The sequence below is a fragment of the Paenibacillus sp. N3/727 genome, assembly GCF_022637315.1.
GTDB lineage: Bacteria > Bacillota > Bacilli > Paenibacillales > Paenibacillaceae > Paenibacillus_AQ > Paenibacillus_AQ uliginis.
Genome location: NZ_CP093336.1, coordinates 3,840,076 through 3,860,481, shown reverse-complemented (window position 1 = coordinate 3,860,481; position 20,406 = coordinate 3,840,076). Strand labels below are relative to the sequence as shown.

The 20,406-nt window shown below is 43.9% G+C and carries 19 protein-coding genes; 18 read left to right on the top strand and 1 reads right to left on the bottom strand.

Annotation, left to right across the window (positions count from 1 at the left end; all coding sequences use genetic code 11):
• Window positions 1-168 precede the first annotated feature (168 nt).
• From MNQ98_RS29765 to MNQ98_RS17595, 3 genes are all read left to right on the top strand, one after another.
• Window positions 169-537: a hypothetical protein gene (locus tag MNQ98_RS29765; RefSeq protein ID WP_347272216.1), complete on the top strand. Its 369-nt coding sequence runs from the start codon at window positions 169-171 to the stop codon at window positions 535-537.
• On the top strand, window positions 458-2,536 hold the full coding sequence (locus MNQ98_RS17600) for a WG repeat-containing protein (RefSeq protein WP_347272215.1): 2,079 nt from the start codon (window positions 458-460) through the stop codon (window positions 2,534-2,536). The genes MNQ98_RS29765 and MNQ98_RS17600 overlap by 80 nt, the downstream gene beginning before the upstream one ends.
• A 121-nt stretch (window positions 2,537-2,657) precedes the next feature.
• Entirely contained in the window at window positions 2,658-3,275 is a 618-nt protein-coding gene (locus MNQ98_RS17595; protein ID WP_241929430.1) for a uridine kinase family protein, read from the top strand.
• Window positions 3,276-3,454: 179 nt separating this feature from the next.
• Here MNQ98_RS17595 and MNQ98_RS17590 read toward each other — a convergent pair whose 3' ends face one another.
• On the bottom strand, window positions 3,455-4,321 hold the full coding sequence (locus MNQ98_RS17590; protein ID WP_241929429.1) for an alpha/beta hydrolase: 867 nt from the start codon (window positions 4,319-4,321) through the stop codon (window positions 3,455-3,457).
• 269 nt (window positions 4,322-4,590) lie between these two features.
• On the opposite strand from MNQ98_RS17590, the gene MNQ98_RS17585 reads away from it, so the two are divergent.
• The 15 genes from MNQ98_RS17585 to MNQ98_RS17515 all read left to right on the top strand — a co-directional run bounded on the left by MNQ98_RS17585 (window position 4,591) and on the right by MNQ98_RS17515 (window position 20,398).
• Window positions 4,591-6,273, top strand: coding sequence for a PucR family transcriptional regulator (locus MNQ98_RS17585; RefSeq protein ID WP_241929428.1), 1,683 nt, complete (start codon window positions 4,591-4,593; stop codon window positions 6,271-6,273).
• Window positions 6,274-6,442: 169 nt separating this feature from the next.
• A complete protein-coding gene (gene allC / locus MNQ98_RS17580; protein WP_241929427.1) occupies window positions 6,443-7,675 on the top strand; it encodes an allantoate deiminase in 1,233 nt (410 codons plus the stop codon).
• A 54-nt stretch (window positions 7,676-7,729) separates the two neighbouring features.
• On the top strand, window positions 7,730-8,974 hold the full coding sequence (locus MNQ98_RS17575) for an MFS transporter (protein ID WP_241929426.1): 1,245 nt from the start codon (window positions 7,730-7,732) through the stop codon (window positions 8,972-8,974).
• A 56-nt stretch (window positions 8,975-9,030) separates the two neighbouring features.
• Complete coding sequence (allE, locus tag MNQ98_RS17570; RefSeq protein WP_241929425.1) at window positions 9,031-9,795, top strand: (S)-ureidoglycine aminohydrolase; 765 nt, start codon at window positions 9,031-9,033, stop codon at window positions 9,793-9,795.
• Window positions 9,796-9,837: 42 nt separating this feature from the next.
• Window positions 9,838-10,887 carry an ureidoglycolate dehydrogenase gene (gene allD, locus MNQ98_RS17565; RefSeq protein ID WP_241929424.1) on the top strand — a complete coding sequence of 350 codons (1,050 nt, stop codon included), beginning with the start codon at window positions 9,838-9,840 and terminating at the stop codon, window positions 10,885-10,887.
• A 42-nt stretch (window positions 10,888-10,929) separates the two neighbouring features.
• On the top strand, window positions 10,930-12,672 hold the full coding sequence (fdrA, locus tag MNQ98_RS17560) for an acyl-CoA synthetase FdrA (protein ID WP_241929423.1): 1,743 nt from the start codon (window positions 10,930-10,932) through the stop codon (window positions 12,670-12,672).
• A gap of 52 nt (window positions 12,673-12,724) precedes the next feature.
• Window positions 12,725-13,990: a YlbE family protein gene (locus MNQ98_RS17555; protein WP_241929422.1), complete on the top strand. Its 1,266-nt coding sequence runs from the start codon at window positions 12,725-12,727 to the stop codon at window positions 13,988-13,990.
• Window positions 13,991-14,023: 33 nt separating this feature from the next.
• Entirely contained in the window at window positions 14,024-14,947 is a 924-nt protein-coding gene (locus MNQ98_RS17550) for an oxamate carbamoyltransferase subunit AllH family protein (protein WP_241929421.1), read from the top strand.
• Window positions 14,929-15,888, top strand: a complete 960-nt coding sequence (gene arcC, locus MNQ98_RS17545; RefSeq protein ID WP_241929420.1) for a carbamate kinase — start codon at window positions 14,929-14,931, stop codon at window positions 15,886-15,888. The genes MNQ98_RS17550 and arcC overlap by 19 nt, the downstream gene beginning before the upstream one ends.
• Before the next feature lie 179 nt (window positions 15,889-16,067).
• On the top strand, window positions 16,068-16,664 hold the full coding sequence (locus tag MNQ98_RS17540) for a TetR/AcrR family transcriptional regulator (RefSeq protein ID WP_241929419.1): 597 nt from the start codon (window positions 16,068-16,070) through the stop codon (window positions 16,662-16,664).
• 64 nt (window positions 16,665-16,728) lie between these two features.
• Window positions 16,729-17,874, top strand: coding sequence for an MFS transporter (locus MNQ98_RS17535; RefSeq protein WP_241929418.1), 1,146 nt, complete (start codon window positions 16,729-16,731; stop codon window positions 17,872-17,874).
• 89 nt (window positions 17,875-17,963) lie between these two features.
• Window positions 17,964-18,389, top strand: coding sequence for a DMT family transporter (locus MNQ98_RS17530; protein ID WP_241929417.1), 426 nt, complete (start codon window positions 17,964-17,966; stop codon window positions 18,387-18,389).
• A gap of 57 nt (window positions 18,390-18,446) precedes the next feature.
• The gene (locus tag MNQ98_RS17525; RefSeq protein ID WP_241929416.1) at window positions 18,447-19,145 is read left to right on the top strand and encodes a Crp/Fnr family transcriptional regulator; all 699 of its coding nucleotides are present in this window, start codon (window positions 18,447-18,449) and stop codon (window positions 19,143-19,145) included.
• 81 nt (window positions 19,146-19,226) lie between these two features.
• The gene (locus tag MNQ98_RS17520) at window positions 19,227-19,685 is read left to right on the top strand and encodes a DMT family transporter (protein WP_241929415.1); all 459 of its coding nucleotides are present in this window, start codon (window positions 19,227-19,229) and stop codon (window positions 19,683-19,685) included.
• Window positions 19,685-20,398 carry a YjjG family noncanonical pyrimidine nucleotidase gene (locus tag MNQ98_RS17515; RefSeq protein WP_241933955.1) on the top strand — a complete coding sequence of 238 codons (714 nt, stop codon included), beginning with the start codon at window positions 19,685-19,687 and terminating at the stop codon, window positions 20,396-20,398. Before MNQ98_RS17520 ends, MNQ98_RS17515 begins: the two co-directional genes overlap by 1 nt.
• Window positions 20,399-20,406 lie beyond the last annotated feature (8 nt).

Sequence of the window (20,406 nt, the reverse complement as noted above, 5' to 3'; positions counted from 1 at the left end):
TGAGAGAAAATAGCCGAAGCAGGCCACCCGAGATTTTTTTTCATTCTTGGGTGGTCTGCTTGGTTTTGTGATCAAGATGTAATTCTTAATCGACAAGAATTTAAGAATATCTGTCTTTTGACCGCATACGTTTAGGCGAAAGAATGAGGGGGAGGGGGGGATGCAGACATGTCCGCTAACGAACCACAGTTGAAGCAGCTAGCGATGGCTCATTTACCGAGCGGTGCGGAACTGGTAGTAATCAATAAGCCTGCAGAGCATGCGGCTGTTTATGCAGCCGACTTAACTGAAGACGGTGTGCCGGAAGTTACGGCTGTATATCGCTTAAACGGTGAGCTTTCCTTGCTTGTGCTACAATACCTGGATGGCATCTGGGAGGTGTCGGCAAATGTGAAAGGATGGGTTAATCGATATAGCCCCACCAGATATGAGCTACAGCTATATTCAAGTGATGGATATGCCGAGCCCTGCGGGGAAAGATGGAATAGCGGAAATCGCGCTATGGATTCACGATACGGGGGATGCCTATCGGGTTGAGGTGCTAAGGTGGAAAAATGGAATATTTGTGCCTGCGCCGGACGTGTATCGATATTATTTTCCTACAGTTGTCCGTTATTACGAGCAAATGACGCAGCAGCATCCGGATTACTCATTCTATTGGTATTATCTTGCTGACGCACAGTATCGCGCGGGCATGCCGCAGGAGGCACTAGCATCCGTTCATAAAGCACTCAGCTTCGACCAGCCCTATCCATCCCGCGAGAGGCTGCTTGAGCTTGAACGGAATATCAGGCAAATGCTTGAGATAATCGGTATGCCTCGTGTGGTAGGGCTATTCCCCGCTTCAGTGAAAACAACAGAAGGGGTGAAATGGGGTTATATCAATAACCGTGGCAAAATGGAGATCCGGCCGCTCTATGATGATGCACGTGATTTTCAGGAGAGTGGTCTCGCAATCGTTGGACTGAATGGTAAATACGGCATCATCGATATATCCACCAATTACGTCGTTCAGCCTGTGTATGAAATGATCAGCCCTTTTTCAGAGCGCCGGGCAATCGTCATTGACGGGCAGGGATTCAAACTTATAGACGAAACGGGAACGGTGTTGACAAAGCAGGCTTATCCATTCATCTCTAATATGCAGGACGGGAGATCGGTCTTTTATGTCACAAACGGCGGAAATGGAGGAACTAGCAGATACGGTTATCTAGATTCGCAGGGGAACGAGATTATTTCTGCGCAATACGAGGAAGCAAACGATTTCGAAAATGGCAGGGCAGTCGTTAAAATCAAGGACAACGAATATGCTCTCATCGGGCGGGACGGTCGCAAACTCGCCACATACCCATATACATATGTAGGGCCTCATGGCGATGGGCTGCTTGCCTTCAAACGAGAAGCTGCTGGAAAGTATGGCTACATTGATGAGCACGGGACCGTCGTCATTCCTCCTACCTATACCTCTGCGTTTCCATTCCATGACGGCCGGGCTGTCGTCAATGCTGCCGAGGATTACAAATCAAATTATGGCGTCATTAACAAGCAAGGGATGTTCGTCGTCAAGCCGGAATACAACGACATCCGGGATTTAGGTGATGAGCGTTTGGCACTTGGAAGGGCGGTTGACCCTGAGCAGCCGTTCCTCGGCTCTAAATACGCTATCGCGGACTGGAAAGGTACGGTGCTGTCAGAATTTCTATACCAAGACGTTTCCAACTTCCAGGACGATCTGGCATCGGTATCAGATACGAAACAAACGTATTTTATCGATCGCAGTGGAAAGCCAGCGCCGGGCTTTCCGCGCTTTACCGGCACCGGCTCGCTTACACTGGTACAGAAAGATTTAATCAAAGCATTTATAGATCAGCGGCTATCTTATATAAACCGTGATGGAGTCGTGATCTGGGGGCAAAATACAGTCATTCCGTTGAAGTCACCTTACCTAGTTAAAGAAGAAAAATACAAGCCGAACCCAGATTATCTTGTCTATAATCCTCAGGTTGAAGGGATGACGGACAAAGCAGCACAGCAGATGGTCAATTCGAAACTGAAAGAGATGTCGCAAGTAAAACCGATCCCCGGAAAGCTCGATTATTCGTATTCCGGCGATTTCGAAGTCGCCTTTTACAAGCAGAAGCTGCTTGAATTAGAACTGAACGGATACCATTATCCATCCGGCGCAGCTCACGGCATGCCAACGAAAACGTACGCAATCATTAATTTAGTCAACGGTCATATGTATACGCTGAAAGACCTATTTAAACCTGGCAGCGATTATGTGAAAGAACTTAGCAGCATCGTCGGTAAACAGATTAAGGAGGACCCGCAATACTCCTATGTATTCCCGGGCAGCTATACCGGCATTCGGCCGGACCATCCGTTTTTTGTTACCGAAAATGCGATACATCTGTACTTCTCGCCCTATGAGATTGCTCCGTATGCTGCTGGGTTCCCGACCTTTACCGTTCCTTTTGAACAGATTAGAGGTATAGTCAATACGGATGGAGAGTTTTGGAAGTCGTTTCATGCGTAAACGCCAAATCACATGAGCCTGATATATCAGGCTAGGAGTGCAGCTTAGCGACAGAATTGAGATATTCGGTATACTATATAGAAGGATTTAGTCCATTCTTTGATTGAGAGAGGTAGTAGTCGTGGGAATTAACCATTTAACACATAAATCACAGGAAGCCGTTCAGTCCATTGTATCTGCAATTAACCATCGTATGATAAGTCGAACCAATCCTTTGGTGGTGTCGTTAGATGGAGGGAGTGGTGCAGGTAAATCTACATTGGCTGCTGAGGTGGCTTCGCATTTGGGAGCAACAGTTATTCAGTGTGATGACTTCTTCGCGGCAACGATCACTGACGATGAATGGGATACCTACACAACAGAGCAAAAATGTCGTCTTTGTATCGACTGGCAGCGTATGCGTACTGAGGCATTGTTACCACTGCTAGCAGGTGAGAACGCTCAATATTGCCCGTTTTCTTTTTCGTCTAGTAACGGTTTAGCGTCGAACTTGGTCGTTAAAGAGCCTTCAGAGGTCATTATTCTCGATGGAATTTATAGCTCGCTCCTTGAACTAACCGATGTTGTTCATTTTACGATTCTAGTGGATGTGTTACCCAATGTCCGCCGCCATAGGCATAATCTCAGGGAGGGGAATGAAGACGTAGCCTGGCACCGTCGATGGGACCCGGCTGAAGATTACTATTTCTCAGTCCTGCGTCCACGAACATCATTTGATTTAATTGTGAATAACCAGTAGTGAATTATTCAATACGTATTTGAACAAACGGAGGGCTTATTTTTGAATGCAACGAGGCTCGTTACTGTCTGTAACAGAAACGAGCTGATTATCAAGCGCTACCTTTGGAAATTGAGCTATTTTTTTGAGACATGATCCTATTTCTGAAATATGAGCCCGCTACAATTATAGCTACTATATTAAACTAAATGACGCTGCAAAAACTCCAGAACCTGTGTAAATGCCTGTCGAACATTTTCCTTGTTCAGCTGCATGTCAAACAAGTGATCCTCGCCTGGAAGGGTAAGAAGCGTATGCTCAACTCCCGCGCTTTGCAACCGCTGCACCATACCGATAGATTGTTCACAAGGCACATCCTGATCAACCTCCCCATGCAGTAGCATAGTAGGTGGGAAAGAGTCGTTCACAACTTGTACTGGACAAAGCAAGTCCAGCTTCTCCTTATCCTGAACAAGGTCCAACCCCGTAACCTCCTGAGTCCAGAGTCCTCGTTGACGATAATATAAATAGAGACCAAATCTTTGCTGAATGGAACTTTCAGCAATCGTCCGGTTCGTGATCAACTGATCGGCCAGTTCTTTAGGTACAGTAGGTTTTTGCAGATAGAACGAGCTAGGACTCGAAGACCAGCTGGCTTGAATATCCCCATAGCCGTAAAAAGACACGACCGCTTTCAAAGCCGGCTCTCTGGATCCGGCAAGCAGAGCAAGGTATCCACCTGCCGAACTGCCTACGACGGCTATAGCGGATGGCTGAAAGCCAAGCTCGGTGAATGCTTGCTCTCGTAGCCAGCGAAGAGCATCCTGAATATCTTCAATAATAGCTGGAAGCCGCGTTTCAGGGGCTAGTCGATAATCAATGGACAGGACGTGCAGACCAGCTTGATTATACTGCTCCACCTGCTCTTGCAAAATATCTTTTCTTGAACCAAATATTAATCCGCCTCCATGAATATAGACAATCACAGAGGAACTAGTCTGACAAGCGCTGTAAAAGTCTCCTAGCAACTCAACACCTTCAATTGATTTATAGCAAATCGTTCTCATCGTTATTCCCCCCTAATTTTGACTTCATTTTCTAGATTGTTTATCCTTTATACATACATATAAAGGAGATGATCCATGTGCATCAAATTCAAAACAATTTCGCCTGTTTTCGCTCAAAATTAGTGTAGTATGTACATCAATTTCAAAAGTGATCCATCGGGCATTAAGTGAAAACGCATACAAAGAAGCGCTATGCTCCCCCCTTGCTCTTGCTCCGATACAATAACAATGAATAGACATCAGATTTGCATTCATAAGGAGTTAAAGATATGGAATTCAGAGTAGAACATGTATTGAAGATGGCTCGACTGCAAAATGCAAAAGTGCTAGGGGGCAGTCAAGGGCTCTCTAATATAATAAAAGGTATCACAATTATGGAAGCACCCGATATCGCAGATTGGCTAAAAGGCGGAGAGATGTTGCTGACCAGTCTATATCCGATCCTCAATTATACAGAAGCAGAACAACGCGAATTTATGTTCCGCTTGGCTGACAAAAGTGTCAGTGCCATAATGATCAAAAACCACCGTTTTGTCAAGAAAATTCCCGAAATTATCATAGAAATAGGCGAACAGACGGGGCTGCCTATTATCCAAATCCCACAGGACATCCCTTATGTAGATGTGCTCTATCCGGTTATGGAGGAATTGTTTAATAATCAGGTAATGAAGCTTAAATATTTTAAAGAGGTGCATGATCGCTTCACTACACTCTCCTTAACAGATACCGGTATGGAACCGATTATCACTACATTGGAACAATTAATCGGAAACCCTGTTGCCATCTATGATCGGAATTTTGTCTGTATGACACATACTTCCTTGTACACGCTTCCCATACTACAACAGGAGCACATTGTAGAACGTGAGAAAATATTCGAAACCAAATTTCCTTATTATTGGATAACTACGCAAGTTACGGAACCGGAGAAGAAATCAGTCTACCAGGTAGTCGTGCCTATTCGGACAGTAAACCGTATTAAGGTGCATCTCGTCATCACTGAAATTCATAAAGAATTAGAAGAATTAGATTTCATTGCAATAGAGAATGCCGCTACTGCTCTGTCCCTAGAACTGGTCAAACAGTTTGCTGTAGCGGAGGTCGAGCGGGAATATAAAAATGACATTATTGATGACCTGCTAGCTGGAAAAGGTCAGGTGTTGGAGACGGTGTATCAACGAGCTAACCTGATCGGCTGGGATTTAGATCGTTCATATGCTGTGCTTTTGTTTCATGTGAAAGAAGAGTTCACCTCGTTCAACCAGCAAGAAATGAATAAACCTAAAAACTTGCGCAGACTGCAGAGTAAAACGTTTACTTACTTACATGAAGCTATTGACGTTCATTTTCCAGACGCAATTATGCGTAGCCGAAGCGATACCATCATTCTGCTATTACCTGTTGATTCGCAGGAAGGGAAAGAGAAAAACTGGTTGCCTACAGTTAAAGATAAAGTTCACGGGATTCAAGACAACATCCGCACGAAAACCAAAGATATTGTAGTGCAGGTTGGCATCGGTAATGTGGCGGCCACTGTCATGGATATTGCGAGAAGCCATCATGAGGCGCAAGAAGCCCTGAACCTCGGCGGTACACTCTATGGCAGCGAATCGATTACCGCCTTCGCCGAGCTTGGTTTATTCCGCCTGCTCTGTCAGTATCCAGATCCTGCCGTACTGACCTCGTTTATTCCCGCTTCTTTAAACAGGCTCGTTCAAAGCAAAAGTGCCATAAAAAAAGATCTGCTGCATACGCTTGAGGTCTTTTTGCAGCATAACCAAAATGCTGCGAAAGCAGCTCAGGATTTGTTTGTCCATTACAAAACGGTAATGTACCGACTGGAACGGATCAAAGAAATTAGCGACATGGATTTTGATAATTCAGAAGAGATGCTGGAAACCCGGGTTGGCCTAAAAATTCTAAATTTAATAAATAACGAAGAAGAACATTAAAATTTAAACTAAATAAACCCTATTTTTAGCCAAGGTGGATAAAGAAGCTGTTATTCTTTTATCCACCTTTGTTAATGAAGACATATCAGTAAGCGTTTACAATTAAGATGCAACAAAGTTAATCAGCACTTTTGAAGTACCTTTATCATCGTAGAAAGGAACGGTAAGTATGGGAGAACTAAGTAAAGATATCATGCAGATGTTAGAATGGCTCGGGTATTTTGGAAATGATCCTGAAGGAGGTATTACCAGACTACTCTATTCCAAAGAATGGCTCAACGCTCAGAAAGCTTTAGAAGATTGGATGAACAAAGAAAGTTTCAATGTTCACTTTGATGAGGTGGGCAATCTGTTTGGAGGTCTACAAGGAACGAAGTATCCAGATGAAACGATTATGACCGGTTCTCACGTGGATACAGTAAGCAATGGCGGTTTATACGATGGACAATACGGTATTGTCGCAGGTCTGCTTGCGGTTAAATACTTGAAAGAGACCTATGGGCAACCGCTACGCAATCTTCAGGTCGTATCAATGGCTGAAGAAGAAGGCAGCCGTTTCCCTTATACATTCTGGGGGTCCAAAAACATCGTAGGCACAGCAGAACGTAAAGAAGTAGAGAGCATTGTAGACTTTGACGGCGTAGCTTTCGTGGATGCGATGAGAGAGTGTAACTTTAATTTCCGTCAGGAATCTAGAGAACTTCGTAATGACTTGAAAGCGTTTGTAGAAATCCATATCGAGCAAGGCAGTGTTCTGGAAACAGAGCAAAAACCCGTTGGTGTAGTCCACAGCATTGTAGGTCAGCGCAGATTTACCGTGGAAGTGATAGGTGAAGCTAACCATGCAGGTACGACTCCGATGAGTTATCGCAAAGATGCTGTCCAAGCTGCAAGCGCTATGATCTCTGACGTTATAAACCGCGCGGACAAACACGGAGATCCGTTAGTGGCAACGATCGGCAAAATCGAAGTGAAGCCAAATGTAGTTAACGTAGTTCCAGGATATGCTTTATTCACTATGGACATCCGTCATACCGAGAAAGACGCACTTGTTCAATTTACTGAAGAAATTACAGCTTCCTTGAAGAACATTGCAGAAGAACGGAAAGTAGAACTGAAAATCGATATGTGGATGGATGCAGATCCTGTTCCTATGGATAAACATGTTGTAGAAGTCATTGAACGCGAGTGCCGGGAACAAGGTTTGAATTATAAGTTGATGCATAGTGGGGCAGGGCATGATGCCCAGATTCTGGCTCCTTTTGTACCATCGGCCATGATCTTTGTACCAAGCAGACAAGGAATTAGCCACAATCCGGCTGAATATACCGAGCCTCATGATTTAGCCGAAGGTGTGAAGGTTCTGATCGGAACTCTATATAATCTGGCATACAAAGAATAAACGACGTCTTGGCAAATAACTTGCCTACAACCTTATTATAAGGAGCAAAAAAAGATGAAGGTACAAACCCCTACTACAGCTAAACAAGGTGGACTTGAATATTGGAAAAAGGTCGTCATTTTATTTTGCCTTGGTTGGACTGTCATGTGGATATACAGAACAATACTGAATCCGATTTTACCGGAAATCAAAATACAACTTGGCGTTGAATCGGATGCCAGCATGGGTCTGATCTCCAGTTTATTTTTTCTAGCATACACTTCAATGCAGATTCCATCCGGCTTTATGGCTGATAAATTCGGAAGAAAAATAATGCTGATTCCGGGTTTCCTTATCTTTGCTTTCGGAGTTTTTACCGTCGGAATCGCACCGTCCCTGATTTTCCTACTGGTAGGCAGCTTCCTGGCAGGACTCGGACAAGGAACGTACTACGGACCTGCTTATTCGATCTCATCGTCCACAATCCCGGCTGAGAAACGGGGCTTCTCTACCGCCATTATCAACAGCGGTTCAGCACTCGGAATGGCTATCGGATATATCGGTTCCTCTTACTTGGTGAAAGGGCTAGGTTGGGACTGGAGACCGCTGCTCTTTGTCACAACTGCCCTGGTTATTATTATGGTGATCGCCTTTGCCAAAGTCATTAAGGAAAAACCAGCAGCGAATAACGTTGCAACTAACATGGAAAAAGATGCAAATGATAAAGCAACGATGAAGACGCTCTTTGGCGATATCCGAATGATTTCGGCTTACGTGATTTACTTTGCAATATGTTACGGGTATTACATGATTGTGACTTGGCTGCCAAGTTACTTGCAAATGGAGCGCGGATTCCAAGGTGCTGCTATCGGTTTTGCCTCAGCTTTGGTTGCCTTTGCATCTGTGCCAGGTGCGCTATTGTTCAGCCGGTTATCAGACAAGTTCAAGAACAAGAAGATTATGGTTGTAATTATTCTGCAAGCTATTGCCGCAGTTACCTTGTATCTAACAGTGGCTATTCAAAGTAACGAACTGCTGATTTTGTTCCTGATTATGTACGGTTTCTTCGGTAAACTTGCTGTTGACCCGATCATGATCTCCTACGTAGCAGACATTGCGCCTAAGCAAGGGTATAGTACAACATTCGGCGTATTTAACTTCTTCGGAATGATGTCCTCGGTCATCGCTCCGTTCGTAACTGGCTTGATTTCAGACTCTACAGGTAGCAAGGTCTTGGGCTTTTATCTTGCTATCGGCATCATTATTGTAGGTACTGTATTCCTGTTCTTCGCAAATATTAGGAAGCGCCCTGCATTGTAAAAGAAAAATAGCAATTATTTCACACACAAAATTAAGAGAAAAGGGAGAGAAACACAATGGGTTATGCAACTGATCTGCTGTCCAGCCGTTCTATCATTAAACATGGCAAATATGCCTTAATCACTCCGGAAGGTCTGGTTAATAACGTAGTTCCGGGCTTTGACAACTGCACTATATCTATTCTGGCAACTCCAAAGCTTGGAGCAAGCTTTGTCGATTATATAGTTACAATGCACAAAGGCGGCGCAAATACGGATGGTTTTGGCGGACAAGAACTGATCGAAACTTTCGTTTATGTGCTGGAAGGTGAAGTCGAGGCATCTGCTGCTGACAAGACGTATAAGCTGACAAGCGGCGGCTACCTGTACTGTCCGCCAGGAACGAAGATGTATCTGAACAACTTGATAGACGGCGACAGCAAACTGTTCTTGTACAAACAAAAGCATAAACCGTTAAAAAACTTGAAACCATGGGTCGTCTCTGGGCACTCAGGCAATATTCCAGAAGAAGATTATGACGGAATGACAAATATGCGAATTCAGGATTTACTTCCTAAAGATCTCGCTTTCGATATGAATTTTCACATATTAACCTTCGATCCGGGCGCATGCCATCCATTCATCGAAACGCATGTACAGGAACATGGAGCTTACCTGCTGTCTGGTGAAGGAATGTACAATCTGGATAACAAGTGGATTCCGGTAAAAAAAGACGACTATATCTTTATGGGGCCGTATGTGCAACAAGCTTGCTATGCAGTTGGTCGTGAGAAACTTGCTTATGTATACTCTAAAGACTGCAATCGGGATGCGGATCTCTAAGCTCTTATCATGTAGCAAATCGAATTAACAGAGGTGTTAACATTGAAAATATTCAGACAAGAATTACAAGAACTAATCACAACAAAGCTGCACAAGGCGGGTTTAACAGAAGAACATGCCGCCGGCGTAGCAGATGTTCTGGTCCATGCCGACATAAGAGGCATTCATTCTCACGGCGCTATGCGAGTGGAGTACTATGCGGAACGAATCGCCAAAGGCGGATTAAATACAAATCCCGAGTTTAAATTTAACAAAACTGGCCCCAGCACAGCGACATTTGATGGGGATAATGGAGTAGGCCATGTCGCTGCCAAACTAGCTATGGATGAGGCCATCGAGATGGCTAAGGAACATGGGATAGCAGCTGTTGGCATCAGAAGAATCGGACACAGCGGAGCCCTATCTTATTTTGTACGGCAAGCAGCCAAATCCGGAATGATTGGTATTTCGATGTGTCAATCAGATCCGATGGTCGTGCCCTTCGGCGGCTCAGAACCTTATTACGGGACGAACCCGATTGCGTTTGCCGTTCCTGCCCATGACGGGCGGATCATGACGCTGGACATGGCAACAACGATACAAGCTTGGGGCAAAATCCTTCATGCCAGATCAAGACACGAGTCGATCCCGGATTCATGGGCAGTCGATAAAGAAGGCCATCCGACGACAGATCCTTTTAAAGTCAATGCCTTACTCCCCATTGCCGGTCCAAAGGGATATGGTCTGATGATGATGGTGGATGTGCTCTCAGGTATTTTGCTCGGCCTGCCATTTGGGAATAAAGTTTCATCGATGTACCATGATCTAACCGAATATCGAAATCTTGGTCAGCTTCATCTTGTAATTAACCCTGCATTTTTTACGGACCCTGACATGTTTAAACAACATATTTCGAATACCATGGACGATTTGAACCATATCAAACCGGCGCCTGGCTTTGAGCAAGTGCTGTTCCCCGGACAAAATAATGATCTGATTCAAGAACAATACGAGAAAAACGGTATTGAAATTGTAGACGATATTTATGAATACCTGGTATCAGACGTCGTTCATAGAAATCAGTATGACAACAAAGATCCATTTGCCAAGTAACTTCACCAATTGTCTATTCTGACCGAAGAGGAGCTTGTACTTATGATATATTCCATCATTAAAGAAAATTCCTATCAAGATTCAGTTAACCTCATGCTCTTAACTAACAAAATTTCCACGATGGACGGAGTAGAGCAGGCCTCTATTATGATGGGGACACCTGCGAATAAAGATATTTTCAATAATACCGGCATGTACACGGATGAACTCGACAAAGCCGGTCCTAATGATATGTGTATCGTAATCAAGACTAATAGTGAAGAACACGTATCTGAGGTGTTAGCTACCATTGAAGTGGAACTGAAAAACCAGGCGGTAAGTAGCAGCAAGCAGGAATTCCAATCCGTACGGACTTGGGATAAAGCGCTGCAAGCGCTCCCTAATGCTAATCTTGCTCTTATTTCTGTCCCTGGCCAATACGCAGCGGAAGAAGCGGAACAAGCACTTGACCGTGGGTTGCACGCCTTTATCTTTAGCGATAACGTTGACGTCCAGGACGAACTGCGTCTAAAACAAAAAGCGCATGACAAAGGCTTGCTGGTCATGGGTCCAGACTGCGGAACCGGTATTGTTTCCGGTGTTCCGGTAGCCTTTGCCAACGTAGTACAACAAGGCAACATTGGCGTTATCGGTGCTTCAGGCACAGGCATTCAAGAAGTTACCACCCTTATTGACCGGCTGGGCAGCGGCGTGAGCCAGGCGATCGGAACAGGCGGACGTGATCTGTCTGAACCGATTGGAGCGATTACGATGCTGGATGCGATTCAAGGGCTAGAGCATCACAAAGCTACAGAAGTGATCGTTGTTATTTCCAAACCGCCTGCCATCGAAGTACGGAATCAGGTAGTTCAACTATTAAACCGTATATCCAAACCGGTAGTCGCTATCTTCGTCGGTGAAGAGCCAGAAACACATGAAGGCACGGTACATTATGCCTATACGCTGGAAGAGACTGCCATGATAGCCGTGGATTTGTCTAAAGGCAGAGAAGTTAAGGCGAACTACAATAAACTGAACGTTACGGCTCCTCAGACTAAGCTGACACCAGAGCAGACAACGATAAAAGGTCTGTATTCCGGTGGTACCCTCGCGTACGAAGCTGCGGTTCTTATGTCCAAAGGCTTGGAACTGGGACAGTTGATTCATGAAGATGGATACATGTTAAAAGCTAAAGGTCATGAAGTGATTGATCTGGGAGATGACAAATATACACAAGGTAAACCACACCCGATGATTGATCCGGAAACGAGAATCCATTACATCGAGCAGGCAGCTCAGGATAAATCCACAGCGATTATTATGCTGGATGTCGTTCTAGGGTACGGTTCACATGAAGATATGGCTGGCGCACTATTGCCTGTCATTGAGAAAACACAGAGTGAAGCTGCAGCACAAGGCAAAAGCTTATATTTCGTAGCAACGGTGTGTGGAACCGAACAAGATCCGCAAAATTATCAAGAGCAAAAGGCCAAACTTGAACGAGCAGGCGTTATTGTTAAAGACAGTAACAATCAGGCTGTCCGGACCGCTCTGGCAATAATGGGCATTCAACTTCAGGATAAGGATAAATCATTCACTCCTGCAGTGCAGACCGAACAAGGAAACATCGACGTTTCTGAATCCATTATTAAATTGCTGAGCGGAAAGCCGGAAGTTGTGAATGTAGGGCTCAAAAAATTTGTAAATGCAGTAACCAGCCACGGCGGAAATGCCGTTCACTTTGACTGGCGCCCGATAGCTGGAGGCAATGAGAAGATGCGGAAAATTCTGAGCCTGCTCAAATAAATTAAAGTTCGTGTTCACAACCTCTTAAATAAACAACAAGGAGAAATGCAGCATGTATGGACCATATCAAACAATCGATGAAGCAAATCAGGCAGTCATTCAAAAAATAGTAGCCGGTGCCCCTTTCTTGGTAGATGTTGTTCCTGCCAAATCAGTAGTGGAGCAATTAAATGGACAAGTGCTTCTGCACGCCGGTCCACCCATTCTATTCGCAGACATGACAGGCCCCATGCAGGGCGCTTGTATCGGAGCGGTCTTGTTCGAAGGTTGGGCAGCAAACGAAGAACAAGCGATGACCATGCTGGAGCAAGGAGAAGTAACCTTCATTCCGTGTCATCATGTCAAAGCTGTAGGGCCTATGGGCGGAATCACTTCTGCCAACATGCCGCTGCTAGTTGTAGAAAATCAGACAGATGGTAACCGCGCTTTCTGCACCATGAATGAAGGAATCGGGAAAGTGCTGCGTTTCGGAGCCTATTCCGAAGAGGTCATTCAGCGTCTGCAATGGATGAGAGATGTGCTGGGACCGACTCTTTCTAAAGCTCTACATCAGACTGAACAAGGTCTGAATATTAATGTAATGATCGCGAAGTCAATTACAATGGGAGACGAGTTCCATCAGCGGAATATCGCAGCTTCTCTCGTATTTTTAAAAGAAATAAGTCCTTATATTTTACAAACAGATGCAACCGAAACAGACAAATTGGCTGTAGTGAAATTTCTGGCTGATACCGATCAGTTTTTCCTGAATGTTGCCATGGCAACATCTAAAGCGGTACTGGATGCTGCAAGAATGATTGAGCACGGTACTGTCGTAACGGCGATGTCGAGAAATGGCCAAAACTTCGGTATTCGAATCAGTGGCATGGGAGACGAATGGTTTACCGCTCCAGTTAATACACCGCAAGGTTTATTCTTCACTGGTTATTCTCAAGACATGGCGAATCCTGATATTGGTGATAGCGCCATTACGGAGGCATTCGGTGTAGGAGGCATGGCCATGGTGGCTGCTCCAGGTGTGACCCGCTTCGTAGGTGCGGGCGGTTTTGACGATGCACTGGCAACCAGCAATGAAATGGCTGAAATTTGTATTGGCCATAACCCTAACTTTACGATTCCAACTTGGAACTTCCAGGGAATCTGTCTCGGTATTGATGCAAGAAAAGTCGTTGAAACAGGCATCACACCGGTAATTAATACCGGGATTGCCCACAAAGATCCAGGAGTTGGTCAAATCGGGGCAGGTACAGTTCGCGCACCTCTAGCTTGTTTTGAAAAAGCGCTTGAAGCTTATGCCCAAAAATTAGGTCTTATTTAACAACACGAAGGAACAGAGGAGAGTGGCAGTCGCATGAAACATTTAATCCAAGTAGACGGAGTATATAGCGAAGCTATTCTCCCTCTCCTTCATAGCGGTAAGCCAGGATATGTGCATAGTATATTTCAAAATGGCTGGAATATCCTGATGGGAGATGGACTTATTTTTATAGGCAGCACGAATAACGGGCAGCTTCCTTTCGGCATCCATCTGGAAGACAAACAAATGCCGAAGCTCATTTCTATGCTCCAGCAAGATGAAGAAGATCAAATGATTCATTATGACAGCGATACAACGTCTCTTCTCTTTTCTTCATTCTGTATTAAATTAGACCCTCAGGCAACTTATCAGTCTGGGATAGGACCGACAATGGACCGGCCGGAATCGCTGCTCCATCATCTGAATGCGTTTGCAAGCGAGCTGTTAATTCATAATGAGCCGACAGGCACAGGTATTTCGATAGATCATTTCATCGAATGTTTCTTTAACGAAGCTCATGCAACTTGTTCAGATAGTGAACAAAAAATGATGCAGTTAATAAATACGGTACCGGCCGGAAATTTGTCACAGATAGATGAAATACTCAGATATTGGATTGGACGGGGAAAAGGCCTAACCCCTGCCGGAGATGACATGCTGGCGGGAATGCTTGCGGTGGATGCAACAGCAGAGATATTCACGGATACGTTCCGCTTACATTTATCTGAACTGGTGGAGAATGAAGCACTAACTACCGATATCAGCCGGGAATACCTAAAGTATGCGCTGAAGCGAAACTTCAGTTCAACAGTGACAGGTGTCATGAATGCTCTTCTGCAACAGGATACAGACAGCTTGATTAAGCGGACCAGGGAATTGTTGCGTGTAGGCCACAGCTCAGGTCTGGATACAGCATTCGGCATACTGATCGGTATGCTGATTATTAGGAGGAATTCAAATTGGCACAAAAAGTTGTGATTGCTCTTGGCGGCAATGCTATTCTACAACCTAAACAACAGGCAACCTATGAGAATCAAATTGCAAATATCCAGAAAAGCTGTGAAGTGATCACCCGAATTGTGAAGCAAGGTTACGAAGTAATTATTACGCATGGGAACGGTCCTCAGGTAGGGAATATATTACGTCAGCAGGACGAAGCCAAAGAAGTGGTTCCACCATTTCCGCTGCATGTGTGCAGTGCGGAATCCCAAGGCTTTATCGGGTACATGATGGACCAATGCTTGAAAAATGAACTGCAAAAGCTGGGATTAAATCAGGCTGTTACAAGCATCCTGACACAAACGGAAGTATCTTTGAAAGATCCTGCATTTCTAAATCCAACTAAACCTATTGGTGTGTTCTACAGTGAGGAAGAGGCCAAGCGTCTTGCTGAAGACAAAGGCTGGGTTGTCAAAGAAGATGCAGGCAGAGGCTGGCGTCGTGTAGTTCCATCTCCAATGCCACAATCCATTATTGGGGCGGATGTAATCAAGTCTCTGACAAGCCAGGGAGCCATTGTCATAGCTGCAGGTGGTGGAGGTATTCCTGTATCCCGGCAGAAAGACGGGACCCTTATCGGTGTGGAAGCCGTCATCGATAAAGACCGCAGTGGATATCAGCTGGCCCAGGATGTGCAAGCGGATATCTTTATGATTCTGACCGATGTTCACAATGTATATGTGAACTACGGAAAGCCTAATCAAAAATCACTGGAAACGATATCACTGGAAGAAGCCAAGCGATATGCGGATGAGGGCCAGTTTAGTGTCGGAAGTATGGGGCCTAAGATGGAATCTGCCATAGGCTTTGCTGAAAAGGGCGGTACTTCTATCATTTGTTCCCTGGATCAGGCTGATCTTGCTCTAGAAGGAGCAGCGGGTACCCGCATCATCCAGGATGATCTGATAAGCTGTAAGTAATGAAAGAAATACTTTTCCCGGGTAGGATACAAGGTTAGAATCAAAAAAGGAGCTTGTCACCATTAACTGACAAGACTCCTTTTTTTATTAGCCCACGGCCTGTCATTGATATTTGTTGACTGATCGGTACAAAAAGTGTATTATTTCCATAGTACCTTGAAATGAAAGGAGGATACCACTTGAGCAAACGCGGCAGACCCCGAGATTTTGATTACTCCTCCATCGTGGATGTTGCCATGAAAACATTTTGGACAAAAGGATATGAGGGCTGTTCTACGCAGGACTTATGCAGTGATACAGGGCTTGGCAAAGGCAGTTTGTATAATACTTTTGGCAGTAAACATGAGCTTTATACACAAGTGTTGGAACGCTACCACGAAATTGGGATTAGAGAACAGAAGGCAATATTAGAAAGTTCGATTTCAGTTAAAGAACGGCTACGAAATTTTTTGAAATGGGCATTGGAAGAAGATTTTGAACATACCGACCAAAAGGGTTGTTTGCTGATTAACGCCGGTTTGGAACGGGCTAAAGACGATCCAATGGTTGAAGAAATTGTATCAAAACATGTTGAACTTCTTATACAGGCCATAGAGAAGGTGATGGAGGAAGGTTTAAGAACTGGCGAAATTTCAAAAAAACAATCAGCTGTAGATTTAGCAAGCTTATTCTTAAGCAGTTACTACGGATTCCGTGTGCTTAATACATCCACGCAAAATAGGACATTGGCTGAACAAATTATGAATGGAACAATTGATTCAATTTTCGGCGCTTAAAGCGCTCTTTTTTTTCGCTAATTTTGTACCGATCACTACAATAATGAATAGGGAGTTTTATCTTATGCCATCTATTATTTACTTGTTAGCTTTTACGATATTTTCTATGACCACATCTGAATTTATGGTTGCAGGTATGATGAACGAGCTTGCTAATGAATTCCAGGTTTCGGTATCATCCATTGGGTATTTAATTACTGCTTATGCAGGCGCAATGGTTATCGGCGGCCCTGTTTTAACTGCAGGACTTCTGAAAATTCACCGAAAACAAGCACTAATGTCTTTAGTTTTTGTTTTTTTGATTGGTCAATCGTTAGGAGCCGTTGCTTGGAGTTATGATTCCATGATGATTGCGCGTATTATTACGGGTATTGCCTCATCCGCAGCTTTTGGAGTTTCTGTCTCCATTTCAGCAACTTTAGTTCATACTAATTCAAGAGGAAAAGCAGCTTCGCTTGTCCTTGCGGGTTTAATGCTCGCAACTGTACTAGGGCTGCCTATTGCAACAATAATTTCACAACAATTCGGCTGGCGGATTAGCTTTTGGGCAGTTGCAGTCCTTGTATTACTATCCGGAATAATGATTCAATGGTTACTGCCGTCAACATCATCCACAGAGCAGATGGATTTGAAGGGAGAGCTTACGAGTTTTAAAAATCTTCATCTTTGGGCGGCGTATGTAACGAGTATGTTGATCATAGGCGGAACGTTTGCAGCATTTAGTTATTTTACTCCTATTCTTACAAATGTCTCGGGATTTTCGAATACAAGTGTTCCATATTTGCTTGCCCTTTACGGCAGTGCGACAGTGATTGGAAACATTGTGATTGGTAGGTTTGCTGATCGTTTTACAATGAAAGTACTTGTAACTGGATTAACTTTATTACTAGTGGCGTTAGTTCTATTTGCTTCGGGTGCCGCAAGTAAATATATTACTGTCATTTCCCTCATATTAATTGGCTTGACAGGTGTAGCGATGAATCCGGCCATGGTTGCACGAGTAATGAAGACAGCAGGGAGTGGGACTATGGTAAACACCGTCCATACTTCCTTTATTACGCTTGGTATTGTTATCGGTTCGTCAGTTGGCGGTATAGGAATCAGTGCAGGATATGGATTTGTATCGCCTTTATGGCTGGGGGCTTGTTTAGCCACCTTAGGTTTCATTTCATTAATTCCATATTTGCGTAAGAGAAAGACTGATTGTTGAAATAGGGATAGCGAGTTAAGGACATATGTCCTTTGCAAATACATGAGTTCGTTATGTAATAAAGGAAACATCTACACAAGGGAGAACAAATGAGAGGATTTTTATTCGCTTTTTTTGGTGGGGCCTTCATTACGCTGCAAGGTGTCGCCAATGCTCGCATAAGCCAAGATATTGGTACTTGGCAAGCGGCGACAGTTACTCAATTAACGGGATTTATAATTGCATTGCTGGTCCTGATGTTCGTCCGAGATGGAAAATGGAAAATGCTCAAGCAAGTAAAGCCCTTATATTTGACTGGCGGAGCCTTAGCGGCGATTATTATTTTTAGTAACATTACGGCTATTCATCAGATTGGTGCTACTCTCACGATATCCGCTGTACTGATTGCACAGCTGAGTCTAACCTTTTTTATTGATCGAAATGGATGGTTCGGTGTGGTGAAGCAAAAGCTCAGACTGCCACAATTCATCGGCATTGGGATGATGATTGTTGGTGTTGTAATATTAGCATTGTGATCGATTGATTAATTCCAGAACGTAAATAGGGGAAAGGGCTGGGGGTGTATCCGAGTAATGAAAGAAAGTAACGACCGTGAGCAACTTATTCTATACTTGCATGCTCACCAGATTCAATCTATTTTTCCTGAACAATTGCTACCGTATTTAACGTTGTACAGTTATGAGCAAGGGGAACGCATCTGTTCCCAAGGAGAGCCTTCAGAGCATGTATACGTTCTGGTTAAAGGGAAGATCAAAGTCTCTACTACATCTCCGGAAGGTAAAAAACTTATTCTCTCTTTTAAGATGCCACTTGAGGTAGTGGGTGATATTGAATACGTACAAGGCATGGATATGATCAATACGGTTGAGGCCGTATCGCCTGTCTGTATGATCGTTGTTCGTCATCATTGGCTGAAAAAATACGGAAAAGAATATCCGCCGTTGCTGCAATTTTTGTTAGATATTATTACCCGGAAATTTTGCGTCAAATCTAATTCTATGAGCTTTAACTTGATGTATCCAGTAGAGGTGCGATTGGCAAGTTATTTATTGTCTGTCTCTTTTGATGAATCCAATTCTGAATTTAAAGGACAGCTTTCTACAGGCAGTCTTATGGATGCAGCCGATTTAATTGGAACGAGTTATAGACATCTAAATCGAGTTATTCATCAGTTAAGTACAAAGGGACTGATTGAACGCAATAAGGCGTTCATCCTTGTCAAGGATCGAGAAGGATTACAAGCGCTCGCTGGTCACAATATTTATGAATAGACGCATGTGTTCATGCAGCAAGTCAGTACGGCTATAATGATATGCATCTGAATGCAATCTACTATTGGGAGTGCAAAGGTTATGATTCAAGGACTGCTACTTGCGATGGTTGCAGGTTCGTTAGTCGGTTTGCAAAATATTTTTAATAGTAAAGTCAATGAACGTGCAGGCACTTGGACTACGACAACTATCGTATTGGGCATGGGATTTTTGGCATCACTTTTGACGGGTCTCCTTTTTGAAGGAGGCCATTTATTTACTTTGCAAAATATGAAGCTATGGTACTGGTTTAGCGGTGTCATTGGAGTAGGTGTAGTAATTTGTCTGACGCAAGGAATAAAGCTGCTAGGCCCTACACTTGCTACTTCGATTGTGCTGACCTCACAGCTGGGATTTGCACTATTATGGGATTCCCTAGGTTGGTTAGGCCTAGAGCAGGTTCCCTTTTCATTTCAGAAGCTACTAGGTGTGTTGGTCATCGTTGGTGGCGCGATTGTATATAAATTGGGCGGTGTACGTCAGGAGATGGAGAGATCATGATGAAGAAATACCGGACTTTATTATTCGATGTAGATGATACACTATTGGATTTTGGTGCAGCAGAAAACGCAGCGCTGCAAATGCTTTTCGAGGATCACAACATTCCCTTAACCGCAGAATTGAAAGCTCATTATAAAAAAATAAATCAAGGTCTGTGGAAGTCGTTTGAAGAAGGAACATTGGATCGTGATGAGGTAGTGAACACGCGTTTTTCGATCTTGTTTAAGGAGTATGGTCAAGAGGTAGATGGAGTCCTATTGGAAAAGAAATATCGCAGCTATTTGGAAGAAGGGCATCAGCTTGTTCACGGGGCGTTCGAATTAATAAAGGACCTACATAATAAATATGACTTGTATATTGTAACGAACGGCGTTTCAAAGACTCAGGACAAACGTTTACGTGGTTCAGGATTGTATTCGCTATTTAAGGGGATATTTGTTTCTGAGGATACGGGCTTCCAAAAGCCAATGAAAGAATATTTTGATTATGTTTTTGCACGAATTCCTAATTTCTCTGTGGAGCAAGGATTAATTATTGGAGATTCTTTAAGCGCGGATATAGCAGGTGGACAGCTAGCAGGTCTAGATACATGCTGGTTCAACCCTGAGTTGAAGCCGAACAACACGGATATTGTTCCAACCTATCAAATACAAAGTCTTGATGAGCTGTACCGGATTTTAAACGTTGAAAGAGAACGATTAGTCAGTGTTTAATGGCGAAT

Bases quoted from the DNA above. Each gene is read 5' to 3' on its own strand.
- MNQ98_RS29765 (WP_347272216.1), top strand. From the start codon at position 169: ATGTCCGCTAACGAACCACAGTTGAAGCAGCTAGCGATGGCTCATTTA.
- MNQ98_RS17600 (WP_347272215.1), top strand. From the start codon at position 458: ATGCCGAGCCCTGCGGGGAAAGATGGAATAGCGGAAATCGCGCTATGG.
- MNQ98_RS17590 (WP_241929429.1), bottom strand. From the start codon at position 4,321: ATGAGAACGATTTGCTATAAATCAATTGAAGGTGTTGAGTTGCTAGGA.
- MNQ98_RS17585 (WP_241929428.1), top strand. From the start codon at position 4,591: ATGGAATTCAGAGTAGAACATGTATTGAAGATGGCTCGACTGCAAAAT.
- allC (WP_241929427.1), top strand. From the start codon at position 6,443: ATGGGAGAACTAAGTAAAGATATCATGCAGATGTTAGAATGGCTCGGG.
- MNQ98_RS17575 (WP_241929426.1), top strand. From the start codon at position 7,730: ATGAAGGTACAAACCCCTACTACAGCTAAACAAGGTGGACTTGAATAT.
- allE (WP_241929425.1), top strand. From the start codon at position 9,031: ATGGGTTATGCAACTGATCTGCTGTCCAGCCGTTCTATCATTAAACAT.
- fdrA (WP_241929423.1), top strand. From the start codon at position 10,930: ATGATATATTCCATCATTAAAGAAAATTCCTATCAAGATTCAGTTAAC.
- MNQ98_RS17555 (WP_241929422.1), top strand. From the start codon at position 12,725: ATGTATGGACCATATCAAACAATCGATGAAGCAAATCAGGCAGTCATT.
- MNQ98_RS17550 (WP_241929421.1), top strand. From the start codon at position 14,024: ATGAAACATTTAATCCAAGTAGACGGAGTATATAGCGAAGCTATTCTC.
- MNQ98_RS17535 (WP_241929418.1), top strand. From the start codon at position 16,729: ATGCCATCTATTATTTACTTGTTAGCTTTTACGATATTTTCTATGACC.
- MNQ98_RS17530 (WP_241929417.1), top strand. From the start codon at position 17,964: ATGAGAGGATTTTTATTCGCTTTTTTTGGTGGGGCCTTCATTACGCTG.
- MNQ98_RS17525 (WP_241929416.1), top strand. From the start codon at position 18,447: ATGAAAGAAAGTAACGACCGTGAGCAACTTATTCTATACTTGCATGCT.
- MNQ98_RS17520 (WP_241929415.1), top strand. From the start codon at position 19,227: ATGATTCAAGGACTGCTACTTGCGATGGTTGCAGGTTCGTTAGTCGGT.
- MNQ98_RS17515 (WP_241933955.1), top strand. From the start codon at position 19,685: ATGAAGAAATACCGGACTTTATTATTCGATGTAGATGATACACTATTG.